General features: G+C 61.8%; 11 protein-coding genes. 10 read left to right on the top strand and 1 reads right to left on the bottom strand.

Annotated features, from left to right (window positions below):
* Positions 1 to 72 precede the first annotated feature (72 nt).
* From BMY69_RS16405 to BMY69_RS16370, 8 genes are all read left to right on the top strand, one after another.
* Positions 73 to 1,242: a trans-sulfuration enzyme family protein gene (locus tag BMY69_RS16405; protein ID WP_090180244.1), complete on the top strand. Its 1,170-nt coding sequence runs from the start codon at positions 73 to 75 to the stop codon at positions 1,240 to 1,242.
* A gap of 12 nt (positions 1,243 to 1,254) precedes the next feature.
* The gene (locus tag BMY69_RS16400) at positions 1,255 to 2,049 is read left to right on the top strand and encodes an ABC transporter permease (protein ID WP_090180242.1); all 795 of its coding nucleotides are present in this window, start codon (positions 1,255 to 1,257) and stop codon (positions 2,047 to 2,049) included.
* Entirely contained in the window at positions 2,049 to 3,275 is a 1,227-nt protein-coding gene (locus BMY69_RS16395; protein WP_090180239.1) for an ABC transporter ATP-binding protein, read from the top strand. Before BMY69_RS16400 ends, BMY69_RS16395 begins: the two co-directional genes overlap by 1 nt.
* Entirely contained in the window at positions 3,272 to 4,600 is a 1,329-nt protein-coding gene (locus BMY69_RS16390) for an FkbM family methyltransferase (RefSeq protein ID WP_177191205.1), read from the top strand. Before BMY69_RS16395 ends, BMY69_RS16390 begins: the two co-directional genes overlap by 4 nt.
* 9 nt (positions 4,601 to 4,609) lie before the next feature.
* Entirely contained in the window at positions 4,610 to 7,957 is a 3,348-nt protein-coding gene (locus BMY69_RS16385; protein WP_090180234.1) for a glycosyltransferase family 4 protein, read from the top strand.
* 73 nt (positions 7,958 to 8,030) lie between these two features.
* On the top strand, positions 8,031 to 9,065 hold the full coding sequence (gene gmd / locus BMY69_RS16380; RefSeq protein ID WP_090180231.1) for a GDP-mannose 4,6-dehydratase: 1,035 nt from the start codon (positions 8,031 to 8,033) through the stop codon (positions 9,063 to 9,065).
* Positions 9,043 to 9,972 (top strand): NAD-dependent epimerase/dehydratase family protein, encoded by a 930-nt coding sequence (locus tag BMY69_RS16375; RefSeq protein ID WP_090180229.1) that lies wholly within the window; start codon positions 9,043 to 9,045, stop codon positions 9,970 to 9,972. Before gmd ends, BMY69_RS16375 begins: the two co-directional genes overlap by 23 nt.
* A gap of 19 nt (positions 9,973 to 9,991) precedes the next feature.
* On the top strand, positions 9,992 to 11,344 hold the full coding sequence (locus tag BMY69_RS16370) for a phosphohexomutase domain-containing protein (protein ID WP_090180226.1): 1,353 nt from the start codon (positions 9,992 to 9,994) through the stop codon (positions 11,342 to 11,344).
* Between the two features lie 44 nt (positions 11,345 to 11,388).
* Here the strand turns inward: BMY69_RS16370 and BMY69_RS16365 are convergent, their stop codons facing one another.
* Complete coding sequence (locus BMY69_RS16365) at positions 11,389 to 12,801, bottom strand: mannose-1-phosphate guanylyltransferase/mannose-6-phosphate isomerase (RefSeq protein ID WP_090180224.1); 1,413 nt, start codon at positions 12,799 to 12,801, stop codon at positions 11,389 to 11,391.
* Positions 12,802 to 13,072: 271 nt separating this feature from the next.
* Between BMY69_RS16365 and BMY69_RS16360 the strand changes: the two genes are divergently transcribed.
* The gene (locus BMY69_RS16360) at positions 13,073 to 15,820 is read left to right on the top strand and encodes a YfhO family protein (RefSeq protein ID WP_090180222.1); all 2,748 of its coding nucleotides are present in this window, start codon (positions 13,073 to 13,075) and stop codon (positions 15,818 to 15,820) included.
* Positions 15,820 to 16,530 (top strand): sugar phosphate nucleotidyltransferase, encoded by a 711-nt coding sequence (locus BMY69_RS16355; RefSeq protein ID WP_218143209.1) that lies wholly within the window; start codon positions 15,820 to 15,822, stop codon positions 16,528 to 16,530. The genes BMY69_RS16360 and BMY69_RS16355 overlap by 1 nt, the downstream gene beginning before the upstream one ends.
* The last annotated feature ends 16 nt before the right edge of the window (positions 16,531 to 16,546 follow it).

Here is a 16,546-nt window from a genome sequence, read left to right as displayed (position 1 = left end):
CCGAAACGGTAATATAGCTCGCTTTGCTCCGCCCCCGGATGGGGTTCTGGACTGGAATTTCGGGAAAAATCAATGGCTTCCAAAAAGATCCCTCGCTCTTATGGCTTGGGCACTCGCGCCATCCACGCCGGCCAGCACCCGGACCCCGCCACCGGGGCGATCATGACCCCCATCTATGCGACGTCCACGTACGTCCAGTCGAGTCCAGGTGTGCATAAGGGGTACGAGTACTCTCGTACCCAGAATCCGACGCGGATGGCGTACGAAGCCTGTGTCGCCGCGCTCGAAGGCGGCGTGGCCGGCTTCGCCTTCGGTTCGGGCCTGGCGGGCGCCGCCACCGTCCTCGACATGCTGGACACGGGCAGTCACGTCATCGCGATGGACGACCTGTACGGCGGCACCTACCGTCTTTTCGAGCGCGTGCGTCGCCGTTCGGCCGGACTCGACTTCACCTTCGTCGACCTGAACGACACGGCCGCGCTCAAAGCGGCTTTGAAGCCGACCACCCGGATGATCTGGGCCGAGACGCCGACGAATCCGATGCTCAAGCTCGTCGATCTCGCCAGGCTCTCGGCGTTTGCGAAGAAGCACGGGCTCATCCTCGTCGTCGACAACACCTTCTGCTCGCCCATCCTTCAGCGCCCGATCGAGTATGGCGCCGATCTCGTCCTGCACTCGGCCACCAAGTACCTCAACGGCCACTCGGACATGGTCGGCGGCGTGGTCGTGGCCGCGAACAAGGACATGGCCGAACAGATGGCGTTCCTGCAGAACTCGGTCGGCGCGGTGTCGGGGCCGTTCGACGCGTTCCTCGCCATGCGGGGCCTGAAGACCCTGCACCTGCGCATGAAGGCGCATTGCGAATCGGCGCTCGACATCGCCCGCTGGCTGGAGAAGCACCCAGGCATCGACCGCGTGATCTACCCCGGCCTCAAATCGCACCCCCAGCACGCGCTGGCACGTCGTCAGATGGACGGCTTCGGCGGCATCATCTCGGCGGAGGTGAAGGGTGGCCTGCGCGCCGCGCGCAGGATGCTCGAGCGCTGCGAACTCTTCGCGCTTGCCGAGTCCCTCGGTGGCGTCGAGAGCCTGATCGAGCACCCGGCGATCATGACGCATGCGTCCATCCCGCCGGCGAGCCGAAAGCGCCTGGGGATCAGCGACTCCCTGATTCGCCTTTCGGTCGGCGTGGAGGACGTGGAAGATCTGCGCGCTGAGCTTGGTGCGGCACTTGCTCGCTGACCGGAGCTTTCGATGAGCGAACTCATTCGTGCGGTCTGGAGCTACCGTCACTTCATTGCCTCCTCGGTGAAGAACGACCTGAAGGCCCGCGTCGCGCGTAGCCGGCTGGGCGCGGCGTGGATGGTCCTGCAGCCGCTCGCGCAGGTGGCCATCTATTCGCTGGTGCTCTCCCGCGTGATGGGGGCCAGGCTCCCGGGCACCACCAACCAATACGCCTATTCGATTTACCTCATGTCCGGCATGCTGGCCTGGTCGCTGTTTCTCGAGATCATCACGAGGTCGCTGACGCTCTTTGTCGACAACGGAAACCTCATGAAGAAGATCTTCTTCCCGAGGGCGACGTTGCCGTTCATCGCGGTGGGTTCGTCACTTGTCAGCAATGCGTTGCTTCTGGTGGCGACGCTCATCATCTTCGCCCTTATCGGACACATGCCTACTCCTGCCGTGCTCTGGATACCCCTCTTGATGGGCATCACGGTCGTCTTCTCGCTGGGGCTGGGGCTGATTCTTGGCGTCGTCAACGTGTTCCTGAGGGACGTTGGGCAGGTGATGACGGTCGTTCTGCAGCTCTGGTTCTGGGTGACGCCGATCGTCTACATGCCGAGCATCCTGCCGTCAGGGTTCGGCGAAATCATTCATTTGAACCCCATGTATTACCTCGTTTCGGGTTACCAGTCCGTGCTGCTGTACGGGGCTGCGCCTCCGCTGCTTCCGCTCGCCGCCATGGCTGCGGGGTCCATCGTGCTGCTCGTCGTCGCTTTCCTGATGTTCCGGCGTGCCGCACCCGAGATGGTGGATGTCCTCTGATGACGCTCATGCTGGATGTCAGGGACGTGGGCAAGGCGTTCCGCGATTACGGAAGTGAACTGAAGCGAATCGCGACGTGGTTCGGCGTGCCTGTGAAACCGCGGGAAGAGCACTGGGTATTGCGAGGTATCTCCTTCTCCGTCGGTCGCGGCGAGGCCATCGGTATCGTGGGCCAGAACGGAGCGGGCAAGAGCACGCTGCTGAAGCTGATAACGAGGACCCTCGTTCCCACGGAAGGGTCTGTTTCCGTGCATGGCCGTATCGCCGCCATTCTGGAACTCGGCATGGGTTTCAGTCCCGACCTCACCGGCCGCCAGAATGTCTATCATGCTGCCGGACTCATGGGCTTCTCACGTGAGCAGATCGAGGCGGCCATGCCGGACATAGAGGCATTCGCTGAGATCGGCGACTATTTCGACGAGTACGTACGCACCTACTCCAGTGGCATGCAGATGCGTGTAGCGTTCAGTGTCGCTACGGCATTCCGCCCCGACATCCTCATCGTGGACGAGGCGCTATCGGTCGGCGACGCGTACTTCCAACACAAGTGTTTCAAGCGCATCAAGGAGTTTCGCGAGCTCGGTACCAGCCTGCTGATCGTCTCGCATGACAGTGGCGCCATCCAGAACATGTGCGATCGCGCCATCCTCCTGCAGGGCGGTCGAGTGCTCAAGGATGGCGAACCCACCGAAGTCATGGATGCGTATAACGCGCTCATCGCCGAGCGTGAGAACACCACGATGAAGGTGGAGCGGCTTGAGTCGGGACAGATGCAGACGATCTCGGGCACGTTCGAGGCGGTCGTCAAGAGCATCCGGCTACATGCCACATCCGGAGAACCCATCGAGTTCGTCGACGTCGGGCAGGACGTTGAATTGCGGATCGATGTCGAAGCGCGGTCGGATATCCCAAAGCTCGTCCTTGGCTACATGATCAAGGATCGCCTCGGGCAGCCCGTCTTCGGCACGAACACGTTCCACACCCGCCAGGTCGCCACCGATGTGCCGGCTGGCTCCGTCCTGTCCTACGTCGCGCGATTCCCTATGAATATCGGCCCCGGCTCATATTCGATATCCACGGCGCTCGTCAGCACGGATACCCACCTCGTCGACAACTACGAGTGGCGCGATCTGGCATTGATCTTCACAGTGGCGAATCAGTCGCATCCGCACTTCGTCGGCAGCGCATGGATTCCGCCCACCTTCGATTTCGACCGCCTGCCATGACTTTCGTTAGCTACGCCCAGAACTTCGAGGACGTGATGCTGCATCGCGCACTCGGCCATATTCGACAGGGCTACTTCGTCGATGTGGGAGCACAGCACCCGAGCGATGACTCGGTGACCAAGGCCTTCTCCCTCCGGGGCTGGCGGGGTATCAACATCGAGCCTGTCCCTCACTGGTATCAGCTACTGGTGGAAGATCGCCCTTACGATGTCAATCTGAACATCGCGGTCGGTGACGGGGACGGCTTCACGATCTTCGAGGTCGAGGAGACGGGTTGGTCGACGGGTGACCGCTTGCTGGCCGAGAGGTACAGGGAGGAGGGCAAGGTGGTGCGCGAGCATCATGTGTCCGCCCGGAGCCTCGACAGGATCTTCGAAGAACAGCGCGTCGATGTCGTGCACTTTCTGAAGGTCGACTGCGAAGGTGCCGAGCAAGTGGCGTTGGCATCGTGTTCGTTCGACCGTGTCCGGCCCTGGGTCGTCCTGGTCGAAGCGACGGAGCCCAACAGCCAGATCCCAAGCCATGGAGCGTGGGAGCCCTTGTTGCTCGATCGTGGCTACCTCTTCGCCTATTTCGACGGACTTAATCGCTACTACGTCGCGGACGAGCATCGGGAACTGCTCGATGCGTTTCGTGCGCCGCCGAATGTCTTCGACGACTTCATCCGGGCGCGCCACAAGCTTGCCCACGACGAGCGCCACGAGTTGAGGCACGAAACTGCCGCGCTGCGCAGCGATCTGGTTCAGACGCGCGCGGTCGTAACGCATCTGAGTAATAGCCTGGATGCGGCGCATCGCGAACACGCCGACCGATTGTCGCTCGCGCGCGAAGAGGCAAGGGAGGCCGAGGTAAGGTACGGTCGTCTCGAACGCGAGGCCATGAGCCTTCGGCACGAGCTCGAAACGGAATCTTACGGCGTTCGCGCGCGCCTCGAACACGAGGTCGCGCGACGGGACGAGATCATCGGCGCCCTCGTAGCGAGCTTCTCCTGGCGCATCACGGCCCCGTTACGTGCCACGAAGCTATTCTTCTCGCGGTTCCTCCGCCTGGGCTGGCGCGTGTTCCGGCCCATGGTGGCGCGAGGCGCTCGTGCGGCGCGTCCCGCCATGCGCGTTGCGCTCGGCGTGCCCGGGGTGCGTCCGGTGATTCGCAAGGTGATCGGTCCCCAGACACGGATCGGTCAACGTCTGCGCCGATTCGTTTTTCCCGGTAGCGGAGGCTACGAGCATGCCAGTCATGGGGACGTTGTTCTGAACGAGCGTGCGCGCGCAGTGGAGTCTTCGCTGCGGGCCGCGATCGCACGACGGTCTCGCTATAGAGGGTGAGGGTACTTGATGCGCGTTTTGATTGATCTGCAGGCCTGTCAATCTCCAGGGGGAAGCGTGCGTGGCGTCGGTCGCTACAGCATGGCGCTGTGTCGCGCCTTGTTGAACGATCGTCGTGGCCATGAGGTGTGGGTCGCTGTCAATGCGGCGATGCCGGCATCGGCGGCTGGAATCAGGGATGCGCTCGCCGATTTGCTTCCCGAGGATCGTGTTGTCAGTTGGTCCGGGCTCCGCCCCACGCAAGCGATCGATCCGGCGAACCATGCACGTGCCGCCATATCGCAACGCTTGCGCGAAGATTTTTTCGAAAAGCTTGGGGTCGATGTCGTACTCACCATGAGCATGGTGGACGGATATGGCGACGACGTTGTCACATCCGTCCGGAAGGGCTCATCGGCTCTGCAGGCGGCGATCGTCTTCGACCTGATTCCGCTCCACCTGCCGGACGTTTATCTGTCGCGGCCGGGTGCGCGCGCCTGGTACGGTGAGAAGCTGAAGCATCTCGCCGCGTGCGATGTCCTGCTTGGAATTTCGAACTACGCGACCACTGACGCCGTGGCATCGCTGGGGGTGGCGCCGTCGCGTGTGTCGACGATTTCGGCGGCGGTGGGCGGCGAATTCAAACCCGCCGCAGGTGCTCGCGCGGCAGGCTGTGCGAAATTGGGCATTGCCAGGCCATTCGTCATGTATGCCGGCGGTTTCGATGAGCGCAAGAACCTCGTCCGGCTGATCGAGGCTTACGCCTCGCTTCCGCCCAGCCTTCGATCGACGCATCAGCTGGTGCTCGTCGGCAGCATTGGCGCGGCGGAGAAGCAGACTCTGCAGAAAGTGTCCATCTCGCTGGGCCTGCCCAATGACGCTGTCGTGTTCACCGGATTCGTCAGCGATCGAGACTTGATCGGCTTGTACAACGCGACGTCGCTGTATGTGTTTCCATCGACCCACGAAGGATTTGGCCTTCCAGCTCTGGAGGCGATGTCGTGCGGAGCGATCGTGGTGGGATCGAACACGACGAGCCTGCCTGAGGTGATCGACTTCGAACCTGCGTTGTTCGATCCGTATTCGGTGGAAGCCATCGCGTCAGCGATGGTGAAGGGTTTGACCGACGAGCAGTTCCGGGCCGAGATGCGGACGCACGGGTTGAAGCAGGCGAAGCGTTTCTCATGGGAACGAAGTGCGCAGCTCGCCTGGTCCGCACTGGAAGCCGCGCACGACTCGCCGCCGCGAGCGTTGGGCGATCGTCGTCAGCCGCAGGACGTGGCGCATGCGCTGCGGGTGGCAGTCATCGCTTCGGGACCTGTGGACGCGAAGGCGATGACGGTCGAGGTCGGGATGGGCGGAACTTCGGTCGAGCTCTTCGCGCAGAACGGTGCGAGCGGAGGCCCGTCCATGGCGTCGTTCGTCCCGGATGAGTTCGACCATGTCATCGTGCAAGTGAAAGATGATGTCGAGACTGCCCGCAGCCTTCTCGCCGTACGTGGTCACCCGGCCACGCTGTGGCTCGAGACGGAGGAAGTCACCGTCCTGACAGATGCGCTCGAGGCGCTCGACCCCGCTCTTCTGCGGCGAGCGCTCTATGGCTGGGGGGGCTACTCCGCTCTCGTTGGTGCAAACGAAGCCGCGGCGTCGAAAACGTTGCCCGCGGACGTGCTGGAGTTCCTCGATCCCTGCTGGCGGATCCGTCGCAAGGGGGACACATCTGTCGGTAGGCCGGTCGGCGAGATGTTGGCGTCCTACGCGGACATGCCTCAGGTACGTACGCTCGACTCGCAGCATTTCGGTCAGCTCGCGGCGGCACTTGAGATCAATGAGCGGACACCCGGCAGGTTGCGCTCGCTGTTCGTCGACATCTCGAACCTCGTCGTCACCGATGCGAAGACCGGGATTCAGCGCGTCGTCCGCCACGTTCTGATGGAGTTGCTGACCCGCCCCCCCGAAGGTTTTCGTGTCGAGCCGGTCTACCTTGCGAGGGGCGAAGGATTTCGCTATGCCCGGGCATTCACCGTCGGCCTCGTCAATCCGGCAGCGAGTCCGGGTGACGATGCGCCCGTCGCATTCGCACCCGGCGATGTGTTCCTGGGGCTGGACCTTGCGGCGCATCTCGTTCCGCACCACCGCGACGTATTCGTGAACATGCGCGCTGCAGGCGTTCCGGTATATTTCGTCGTCTACGATATCCTGCCTCTCTTGCGCCCCGACTGCTTTGACGAGGCGGGTCTTCCCACATTCCGCGCGTGGTACGAAGCGATCGCGGATCTTGCCGACGGTATCGTGACCATCTCCCGCACGGTCGCCGACGAGTTCAAGCAATGGCTCGATCAGGCGTTGCCAGCTCGGGGAACCGCGTTGAAGCTGGGGTGGTTCCATCTGGGGGCAGACTTGGCTCCGGGTGCATCTTCAGGTCAGACGAGCGCCGCAGGCGGTGATCCTTCGAGCGCGAGCTTCCTGATGGTCGGCACGATCGAACCCCGGAAGGGGCACGCGCAGGCGGTTGCGGCGTTCGAGCTGCTTTGGGACCGGGGCATGGACGCGCGTCTGGTCATCATCGGCAAGCCCGGATGGCGGATGGATCCGCTGATAAGGCGCTTGCGCCAGCATCCGGAGGCCGGCAAGCGGTTGGTCTGGCTGGAGCGCGCCGACGACGATGAGCTGGTGGCGATGTACCACGGATCGGCCGCGCTGCTGGCCGCGTCCGAAGGCGAAGGTTTTGGCCTGCCACTCATCGAGGCGGCGCAATACGGCCTCCCGATCATCGCGCGTGACCTGCCGGTTTTCCGGGAGGTCGCCGGCGCCCACGCGGTTTATTTCGATGGCCTGGCCCCCGAGGCGATCGCCGATGCCGTTACGCTGTGGCTGCAGGATGCTGCCAGCGGCCGTGTCGTATCGTCGACCGAGATGCCGTGGATCACGTGGCGACAGGCGACGGCGCAGCTCGTCGACGTCGTCGTTGGCGGCGGGTGGTCTGACGCATGGCGTTCCGACGGGCGGCGCTGTTTCCTCGCATCGGACTACCGGGCCGATGCAACCACCGGGGTTCTGGACAGGCAGCGACGTCTCTCCACCACATCGGCGGGCCTGCTTTATGGAACGACCCCATTCAGCGCGACGGCCGGATCGTACGTCGTCTCGGTCCACGGCCAGTACCTCGGGGGCGACGGTAAGGCGTGGGTGGATGTCGTCACGACCCGCGGAACATGGCGGGTGGCGCGGGCGGATCTTGGGCGAGGCAACGCTAAACTTGCCGAACTCCGCGTGGAACTCCGGGAGGACGCATCGGACGTGGAGGTGAGAGTCATGGTCGACGGGCAGGTCGCCATCGCGTTTGATCGCGTCGACGTGGTTCCGCGCGCTGATTGAGGTGTCGGTGGGGCCTAGGGCCCGCCGATTCAGATTTCGATACTATAGCTGACCATTTGAAGTGACGGATACGATGAAAACAGCACTGATCACCGGAATCTCGGGCCAGGACGGCGCCTACCTGGCCGAGCTACTCCTCGAAAAGGGGTACCGCGTCTACGGTACATATCGGCGCACGAGCTCGGTCAATTTCTGGCGTATCGAGGAGCTGGGCATCCAGAACCATCCAAACCTCGAACTGGTCGAGTTCGACCTGACCGACGGTGGCTCGGCCATCCGTCTTCTGCAGCAGACGGGCGCCACGGAGGTCTACAACCTTGCCGCGCAGAGCTTCGTCGGTGTCTCGTTCGATCAGCCTGCCACCACCGCGCAGATCACCGGCGTAGGCGCCCTGCATCTTCTGGAGGCGATTCGTATCGTCAATCCGAAGATCCGCTTCTACCAGGCGTCGACGTCGGAGATGTTCGGTAAGGTGCAGGCCGTTCCGCAGAAGGAAGATACCCCCTTTTATCCACGTAGCCCGTATGGTGTCGCGAAGCTCTACGCCCACTGGATCACGGTGAACTACCGCGAGTCTTACGGCATCTTCGGCTCGAGCGGCATCCTGTTCAATCACGAGTCGCCGCTGCGTGGCAGAGAGTTCGTTACGCGCAAGATCACCGACGCCGTCGCGAAGATCAAGCTCGGCAAACTCGACGTGCTCGAACTTGGCAACCTTGACGCGAAGCGCGATTGGGGCTTCGCGAAGGAGTACGTCGAGGGTATGTGGCGCATGCTGCAGGCCGACGAGCCCGACACTTTCGTGCTCGCCACGAACCGGACCGAGACTGTCCGCGATTTCGTCACGCTCGCTTTCGCTGCTGTCGATATGGATATCGAGTGGAAGGGTAGCGAGGAAAACGAAACCGGCACATGCCGGAAGACGGGCAAACTGCTCGTGAAGATCAATCCAAGGTTCTATCGTCCGGCAGAAGTCGAGCTGCTGATCGGCGATCCGGCGAAGGCATTCGAAAAGCTCGAGTGGAAGCCCTCGACCACGCTCGAGCAGCTCTGCAAGATGATGGTCGAAGCCGATCTGCGCCGGAATGAACGTGACGCGTCCTTCTGAGACAGTTCAAGGCCGGGTCCTCGTAACGGGGCACAGGGGCTTTACTGGCCGATTTCTCGTCGACAAACTCGAGGCGGCGGGATATATCGTCCAGGGCCTTTGTGAACGACCCGATGATCGCGATTCGCCGGGGATCGATCTGCTGGATCGCCCAGCTGTGCGCAGGGCGATCGATGCGGCGCGTCCTCAGGCGGTGGTCCATCTCGCGGCCATCGCCTTCGTGGCTCACGGCGATGCCGAGGCCATGTACCGGACGAACGTGGTGGGTACTCGCAACCTGCTCGAGGCGCTTGCGGAGCTCGACGTCGCGCCGCAAGCCGTGCTTCTCGCCAGTAGTGCGAACATCTACGGAAACAGTGCGCGGGAAGTGATCGACGAAAGCGTCGAGCCATCCCCTGCCAACGACTACGCGGTCAGTAAGCTTGCCATGGAATACATGGCAAGGCTCTGGTCCGACCGGCTGCCGCTTGTCGTCACGCGTCCGTTCAACTACACGGGCGTCGGGCAGACGCTGAACTTCCTTTTGCCGAAGATCGTGTCCCATTTCCAGCGCGGCGAGAAGATCATCGAACTGGGTAACATTGATGTCGCACGCGACTTTCAGGACGTCCGCTTCGTTGGCGACGCCTACACGCGGCTCTTGGCGGCGAGAGAACGCTCAATCGGGCAAATCGTGAATGTCTGCTCCGGCGTGTCCGTGTCTTTGACTCAAGTGATCGCCATGATGCAGGAGATTGCGGGTTACGATATCGAGGTTCGCGTTAATCCTGCATTTGTCAGGGGACACGAAGTCGCGCGGCTGACTGGTGACAATTCGCGCCTCCGTGATCTCATCGGCGAGCTCGATATCATTCCTCTGCGCACTACCCTCGAATGGATGTACGCAAATCCTACCTCGATCATTTGATGCGGCCAGGACGAAACCTATGAAGTGCTTTAAAGCATACGACATCCGCGGCAGGGTGCCGGATGAGTTGAATGACGCTGTCGCCTACCGCATCGGCCGCGCGTTCGCGCGGACGGTGGGTGAGGGCGACGTAGTCGTCGGATTCGATATCCGGCTGGACAGCCCTTCGCTTGCCACGGAACTTGCGCGCGGCTTGGCGGAAGAGGGACGGAATGTCATCGACATTGGTCTTTGCGGGACGGAGGAGGTTTACTTCCAGACGGCCCATCGCGCTGTCGCAGGCGGCATCATGGTTACCGCCAGCCACAATCCGATCGACTACAATGGCATGAAGCTCGTGCGCGAAGATGCGCGGCCCATCAGCGGGGACACGGGGCTGCGCGACATCGAACGGATGGTCGAAGAAGATGCCTTCGGCGATGTCGTGAGTGAACGTGGAGTGGTGCGCGTCGATCACGACAAGTCGGCCTACATTCGTCACCTTCTTGGTTATATCGACCCGGGTGCGCTTCGTCCGCTCAAGATTGTCGTCAATGCGGGCAATGGCGGAGCGGGGGGCATTGTCGATCTGCTCGAGTCGCACTTGCCGTTCACGTTCATCCGGGTCAACCACGAGCCGGACGGAACCTTCCCAAACGGCATTCCCAACCCGTTGCTTCCCGAGAACCGGGACGCTACATCTCAGGCCGTGAAAGCTTCGGGCGCCGACTTCGGTATTGCGTGGGATGGCGACTTCGATCGGTGTTTCCTGTTCGACGCCAATGGCGCGTTCATCGAGGGCTATTACATCGTCGGTCTCTTGGCGGCGCAGCTTCTGGAGAAAAATCCTGGTGCCCGGATCATCCACGACCCGCGACTCACGTGGAACACAGTTGATATGGTGTCTTCCGCGGGCGGAATCGCGGTGGAGAGTAAGACCGGTCACGCCTTCATCAAGGAGCGCATGCGCGCGGAAGATGCCATCTATGGCGGCGAAATGAGCGCGCATCATTATTTTCGGGATTTTTCGTACTGCGACTCCGGCATGATTCCGTGGCTGCTCATCGCCGAGCGCATCTGCAAGACCGGGATTTCTCTCGCGGAGATGCTGGAGGAGCGGATGGCTGCCTACCCGTGTAGCGGCGAAATCAACTTCCGCGTCAGCGATGCGTCCGCCACCGTGGCCAGAATCATCGATCATTACAGTGGCGTCGTCGAATCGACAGATAATATCGATGGTGTCAGCATGTCGTTCGGGTCGTGGCGCTTCAACCTCCGCTCGTCGAATACGGAGCCTCTTCTTCGTCTGAACGTGGAGGCCCGCGGCAACTCGGCGCTCATGCTGGCGAAGACAGACGAGCTGCGACATTTGATAGGCGGCACACCGGCCTAAAAAAAGGCGGGCCATCGGCCCGCCTTTTTTATGCACAAGCTGCTTCAAGCGCGTCCGTAGACATCTTCGAAGCGCACGATGTCGTCCTCGCCGAGATAGCTCCCCGACTGAACCTCGATCAGCTCGAGAGGCACCTTGCCGACGTTGCGGAGGCGATGCGTCACGCCGAGTGGGATGTACGTGCTCTGATTCTCGGTGAGCAAGAAAACCTTCTCGCCGCAGGTGACTTCGGCGGTACCCGAAACCACGATCCAGTGTTCTGCGCGGTGATGGTGCATCTGCAGACTCAGCACGGAGCCCGGTTTGACGACGATGCGCTTGACCTGGAATCGCTCTCCCATGTCGATCGAATCGTAGCTACCCCATGGCCGATAGACCTGACGATGCGCGAGGTGCTCGCCGCGCCCGGCAGTGCTCAGCGAATCCACGATTTTTTTGACGTGCTGCACCTCGTCGCGCGATGCCACGAGTGTCGCGTCGGGTGTCGTGACGACGATCACGTCGTCGAGGCCGATCGTTGCCACCATGTGCCGGTCATGGGTGCGGACGAGGGTATTGCGGGTATCCAGCGTGATAACGTCGCCGTCCGCTGCGTTGCCATCGGCATCCTTGTCAGCCGCCTCCCACAATGCAGACCACGATCCGATGTCGCTCCAGCGACAGCTGACCGGAACCACAGCGGCGCGGTCGGTTTTCTCCATGACCGCATAGTCGATCGAGTCATCGGGGACTTTGGTCATGGCAGACTTATCGAAGCGAACGAAGTCGAGATCTGGCTGTGCTGTCGCGAAGACCTTCGCCGCCGCGGCATGAATCTCCGGCGAGTGTTTCTCAAGCTCTTCCAGAAAGCGGGCAGCCTTGAACAGGAACATGCCCGAGTTCCAGTCGAAATCGCCGCTCTCTACGTATCGGGTCGCGGTTTCCACATTCGGCTTCTCGACGAATTGCGCCACTCTGAAGCCGCTCTCGGAGATCGACTCCGACCGCCTAATGTAACCGAAGCCCGTCTCGGGCGCTTCGGGCCGGATGCCGAAGGTCACGAGCCAGTTCTCGCCGGCGAGCGGCGTCGCGCGCTTCACCGCTTCCACGAAGCTGGTCTCGTCGCCAATCAGGTGATCGGCCGGCAGGACGAGGAGAACCGCCTCGTCGTTTCGCTGCAAGGCCTGCATCGCAGCAAGTGCGATGGCTGGAGCGGTATTTCGCGCTGCGGGCTCGAGCAGGATGGATGCACCGTCTACACCGAGCTCCTGGAGCTGCTCGGCCACCGTGAACCGGTGGTCCTCACTGCACACTACGATGGGCGGCAAGGTATCGGGAAGCTTCCGGGTGCGCTCGACCGTTTGCTGGAAGAGCGTCGTGTCCCCGACGAGGGCGAGGAACTGCTTGGGGCGGTTCTTCCGTGAGAGGGGCCAAAGGCGGGTGCCGCTGCCGCCGCTGAGGATGACTGGGACGATCATGATTCCGCTCCAAGGGTGCATTAACCGTACTATTATAGCGGGACCCCCACGCTCGCTGCCGGCGGCGCTGAAGCACCGTTCAGCCCGTCAACCCAGCGGCTCGGCGGCGAGGGACGTGGCGCGCCGCGCACAAGCCTTTGAAATGGGCCAGATCGGCCGTCCGGCCCATGGGCGAGGGGCTCGCAGAGCGGCCCATGTAGTATCATTTTTGGCCATTTACGGACGACGGCTGCTTCCAATGCGGGTTACATTGACGGATCGACGATTCTCTGTGCTCGCAAATGGCGTCGGTGGCGAGCTGCTTCTCGTCACCCTTTTCTTCGCCGCGTTCTTCGCCCTGTACTTTTCACCAGTGTGGTCGACGGATTCGCTTCTGGCGCCGGGCGATGCCGCGATTTCGTATTTCCCGTTTTTCCATGAGCCCTGGACGCTGATATCGGACCGGCTGCTGCTCGGCTTTCCCGTGGAGGCGGACCTGCAGGTTCAGGCGAACTACCCGCTTAAGCTCCTGCTGCCGAGCTATAACAGTTTCGTCATTTCCGCTTACGTCCTCATGGCGGTCGGCACATACGCCTTCCTCTCGGCTTATACGGAATCGCGGGTCGGTGCGCTGATCGCAGCCATCGTCTCGTCCAGTGGCGGCTTCATGATCGCCCATCTGGGCCATGCGACGATCATCCATGCCGCTTGCTGGATACCCTGGATCTTCTGGGCATTCTATTGCGGCAGCGAGCGGCTGAACTGGCCGGCGGTCTGCGTCGGTGCGGTTGCAGTATGCATGAGCCTGCTGGGCGGCCATCCCCAGATATCGATCATCGGCTTCGGGGTCGGTGGCGTGTTCTGGATTTTTCTCTGTGGTCTCGCCCGAGCTCAGGGGCGACCGATCAAGGGCGTTCTCATCCATGGGGCGTGCGTGTTCATCCTTGGACTCATGCTTTCCTCGATCAGTACGGTGCCGTTTGCCGAACTCGCGGCGCAAGGTGTCCGGGCAGGATGGTCGATCGCCGATTATGACAGTTACTCGAATTCGGTACGAACGCTTCTGATTGGGTTTTTCCCAGGGCTTTTCGGCACGGTTCCCGCGGCGTTCTATGGGCCGTATGTCGGCCCTTACAACCTGACGGAGCTCGCGTTCTATGCCGGCGTCGTTCCGATGGTGCTCGCAGGTGTCGGTCTCCTCGCATGCAGGAGGAATCCCCATGTGTGGTTCTGGGCGGCGATTGCGGTCGTGGCCATCCTTCTCAGCATGGGGGCATCCACGCCCCTCGGAAAGCTGGTCTATCACATGCCCGTGGTGGGTACCTTCAGGGCTCAGGGGCGGTATGGCTTCGTCTTCATTCTTGCCATCGCCACTATGCTCGCGTTCTCGGTCGGTGCCTTTCGTAACAGATCGGTACGTCACTGGCACGTAGTAATCCCGATTCTGGTCCTTGTCTGCGTCGCAGTCCTCTCGCTGAGGCTGATTTCGCATATCTATCCGGTGCTTGGCGCGCATCCGTGGGATATCATGGGCGACACTTTCTCGTCGATGGTCCGAAACCCCGCGATCTTCATCCCCATCGCCCTCATGGTGAGCGCCTGTGTCTTGACGCTGCTCTGGGTCTCGTCGGGGAAGGGCGCGTTGAGCGTGATCACGGGCTTGCTGGTGGCTGTCGATCTCGCGTCATTCGGGATGTTTTTCGAATGGCGTTACGAGGGGCTCACGCCCACGATGCGCACGCCATCGGCCGCTACGCTGGCGCAGGTGAACGCCGTGCGTGCCTCTGGTACGCGGGTCCTTCCTGTGGAAGAAAGTCGGCTGGTCTACGGGCCATTCAGTCCCCAGGTCAATGTGGCATTCGGAGTGCCCCTGGCCGTCAACTATGGCCCGATGTTGCCTGCGCGCGCTCAGCGCTTCGCTCGACTCGATCCGACCGGGCATCCCCACTTCGACATCGCAACCTCTCCGCTGCCTGACATCATGGGGGTCGGCTGGTTCGCACGTTCGGGCGGCGGGCTTATGTTCGACGACGTCGTGCTCTCGCGCGGATGCGGTGCCCCAGCCACCCCCAAATCGGTGGAGTACGCGGTCCCGCCGGGGACGCGTGCGGCTCAGATACGGATCGTCTCGCACTTGGCATGTTCGACGGGTGTCGAGCAGGGTGAGCAGGTCGCGACCGTACAATGGTCCGGCCCTGATGGCGCTGCGTCCGATCTTGCCCTGCGAGCCGGCATCGATACATCGGAATGGGCTATCGATCGCCCCGGGTTGAAGGTGAATCATCAACGTGCTCCGGTGGCGATGACCTTCGATGCCCCAGGCGCCCCGGGTCACGACTACGTGACCAACCTCGTACTCCAGGGCGGAGCCGAAGCGGGAGTGTCGTCGCTCAGGCTCGACCTCGCGGGGCAGGGTGATCTGGCCATGCGGGCACGGAGTGTGGAGCTCGTGGACACGCAGAGGCATGCGTTGAAGCTGTCGCCGTCAAAGCCGGGTCTCACGGTTGACGTTTCCAATCCTGCCGTGTCTCTTGCGAGGCGCAACGCGCAGCCGCCCCTGCAGTGGAGCGTTTGCCGCACCAGCACGATGGGCAAGGGTGAGATCGATGCAGTCCTCTCTGGAAAGGCGCTGCCCGACGGATCGACGTTTGATCCTCATGCCGTCGCACTTCTCGAGCCAAGGCATGCACCTCCCGCTCCTGACTGTAGCGTGGCGCCGCGGCTTAGTAACATCGAGCGGCGGCCCGGTTGGTTCCGGGCGTCGGTTGATGGAGCGGGAAGCAGCCTCCTCGTCGTAAGCCAGGCTTGGTATCCGGGCTGGACGGCGAGGGTGGATGGCAGGAAGACGAGGGTTCTGCCCGTCGACGGGCTGATCCAGGGCGTCTTCGTTCCGTCGGGCAAACACGAGGTTGAGCTAGCATTCCTGCCGGTAAGCTTTATCGTTGGCTGTGTCCTAAGCCTGCTGGCTATCGTCTTGCTCCTGACGCCGTTCGTCCGGGAGCGGCTAAGGCTAAAGAAAAAATTCAGTGGAGATAGGTGATGAAGAGAGCAGTAATTCTCGCAGGTGGCAAGGGTACGCGGCTTCGCCCCTACACCGTGGTCCTCCCCAAGCCCCTCATGCCAATCGGTGAATTTCCGATCCTCGAGGTCATCATTCGCCAGCTGAAATCTCACGGCTTCGAGCACATCACGCTTGCCGTGAATCATCAGTCTGAGCTCTTCAAGGCGTTCTTTGGTGATGGGGCGAAGTGGGGGATGAAGATCGACTACTCGCTCGAGAACATGCCGCTCAGCACAATGGGGCCGCTGAAGCTGATCGAAGACCTGCCGTCCGAGTTCCTCGTCATGAACGGTGACATTCTCAGTGACGTGAACTATGGCGAGTTCCTCGCTTCGCACGCACGGAAGCAAAGTCTATTCACGATTTCCGCAGCGCGACGCACGCAGCACATCGACTACGGCGTCCTTCGCGTCGACGGCGAGTCGCGCCTAAACGGGTTTGAAGAGAAGCCGAGGATCGACTATCTCGTCAGCATGGGTGTCTATGCCGTCTCGCGCGAGGTGCTCGATGTTATTCCGCGCAACGTCCCCTTTGGCTTCGATCACCTTGTCCTGGGATACCTCGAACAGAATCGACCGGTCGACGTCGTCGAACATACCGGTTACTGGCTGGATATCGGTCGCCCTGACGATTATCAGAAGGCGATCGACGACTGGCCGGAGCTCAGCAAGGACATGGACCTTACATGAGGGCTCCGTTGATAGC

The sequence above is a fragment of the Luteibacter sp. UNC138MFCol5.1 genome (genome assembly GCF_900110505.1).
GTDB lineage: Bacteria > Pseudomonadota > Gammaproteobacteria > Xanthomonadales > Rhodanobacteraceae > Luteibacter.
This window is presented reverse-complemented; position numbering and strand designations above follow the sequence as displayed.

Bases quoted from the DNA above. Each gene is read 5' to 3' on its own strand.
- BMY69_RS16370 (WP_090180226.1), top strand. From the start codon at position 9,992: ATGAAGTGCTTTAAAGCATACGACATCCGCGGCAGGGTGCCGGATGAG.
- BMY69_RS16395 (WP_090180239.1), top strand. From the start codon at position 2,049: ATGACGCTCATGCTGGATGTCAGGGACGTGGGCAAGGCGTTCCGCGAT.
- gmd (WP_090180231.1), top strand. From the start codon at position 8,031: ATGAAAACAGCACTGATCACCGGAATCTCGGGCCAGGACGGCGCCTAC.
- BMY69_RS16375 (WP_090180229.1), top strand. From the start codon at position 9,043: ATGAACGTGACGCGTCCTTCTGAGACAGTTCAAGGCCGGGTCCTCGTA.
- BMY69_RS16405 (WP_090180244.1), top strand. From the start codon at position 73: ATGGCTTCCAAAAAGATCCCTCGCTCTTATGGCTTGGGCACTCGCGCC.
- BMY69_RS16385 (WP_090180234.1), top strand. From the start codon at position 4,610: ATGCGCGTTTTGATTGATCTGCAGGCCTGTCAATCTCCAGGGGGAAGC.
- BMY69_RS16400 (WP_090180242.1), top strand. From the start codon at position 1,255: ATGAGCGAACTCATTCGTGCGGTCTGGAGCTACCGTCACTTCATTGCC.
- BMY69_RS16365 (WP_090180224.1), bottom strand. From the start codon at position 12,801: ATGATCGTCCCAGTCATCCTCAGCGGCGGCAGCGGCACCCGCCTTTGG.
- BMY69_RS16390 (WP_177191205.1), top strand. From the start codon at position 3,272: ATGACTTTCGTTAGCTACGCCCAGAACTTCGAGGACGTGATGCTGCAT.
- BMY69_RS16355 (WP_218143209.1), top strand. From the start codon at position 15,820: ATGAAGAGAGCAGTAATTCTCGCAGGTGGCAAGGGTACGCGGCTTCGC.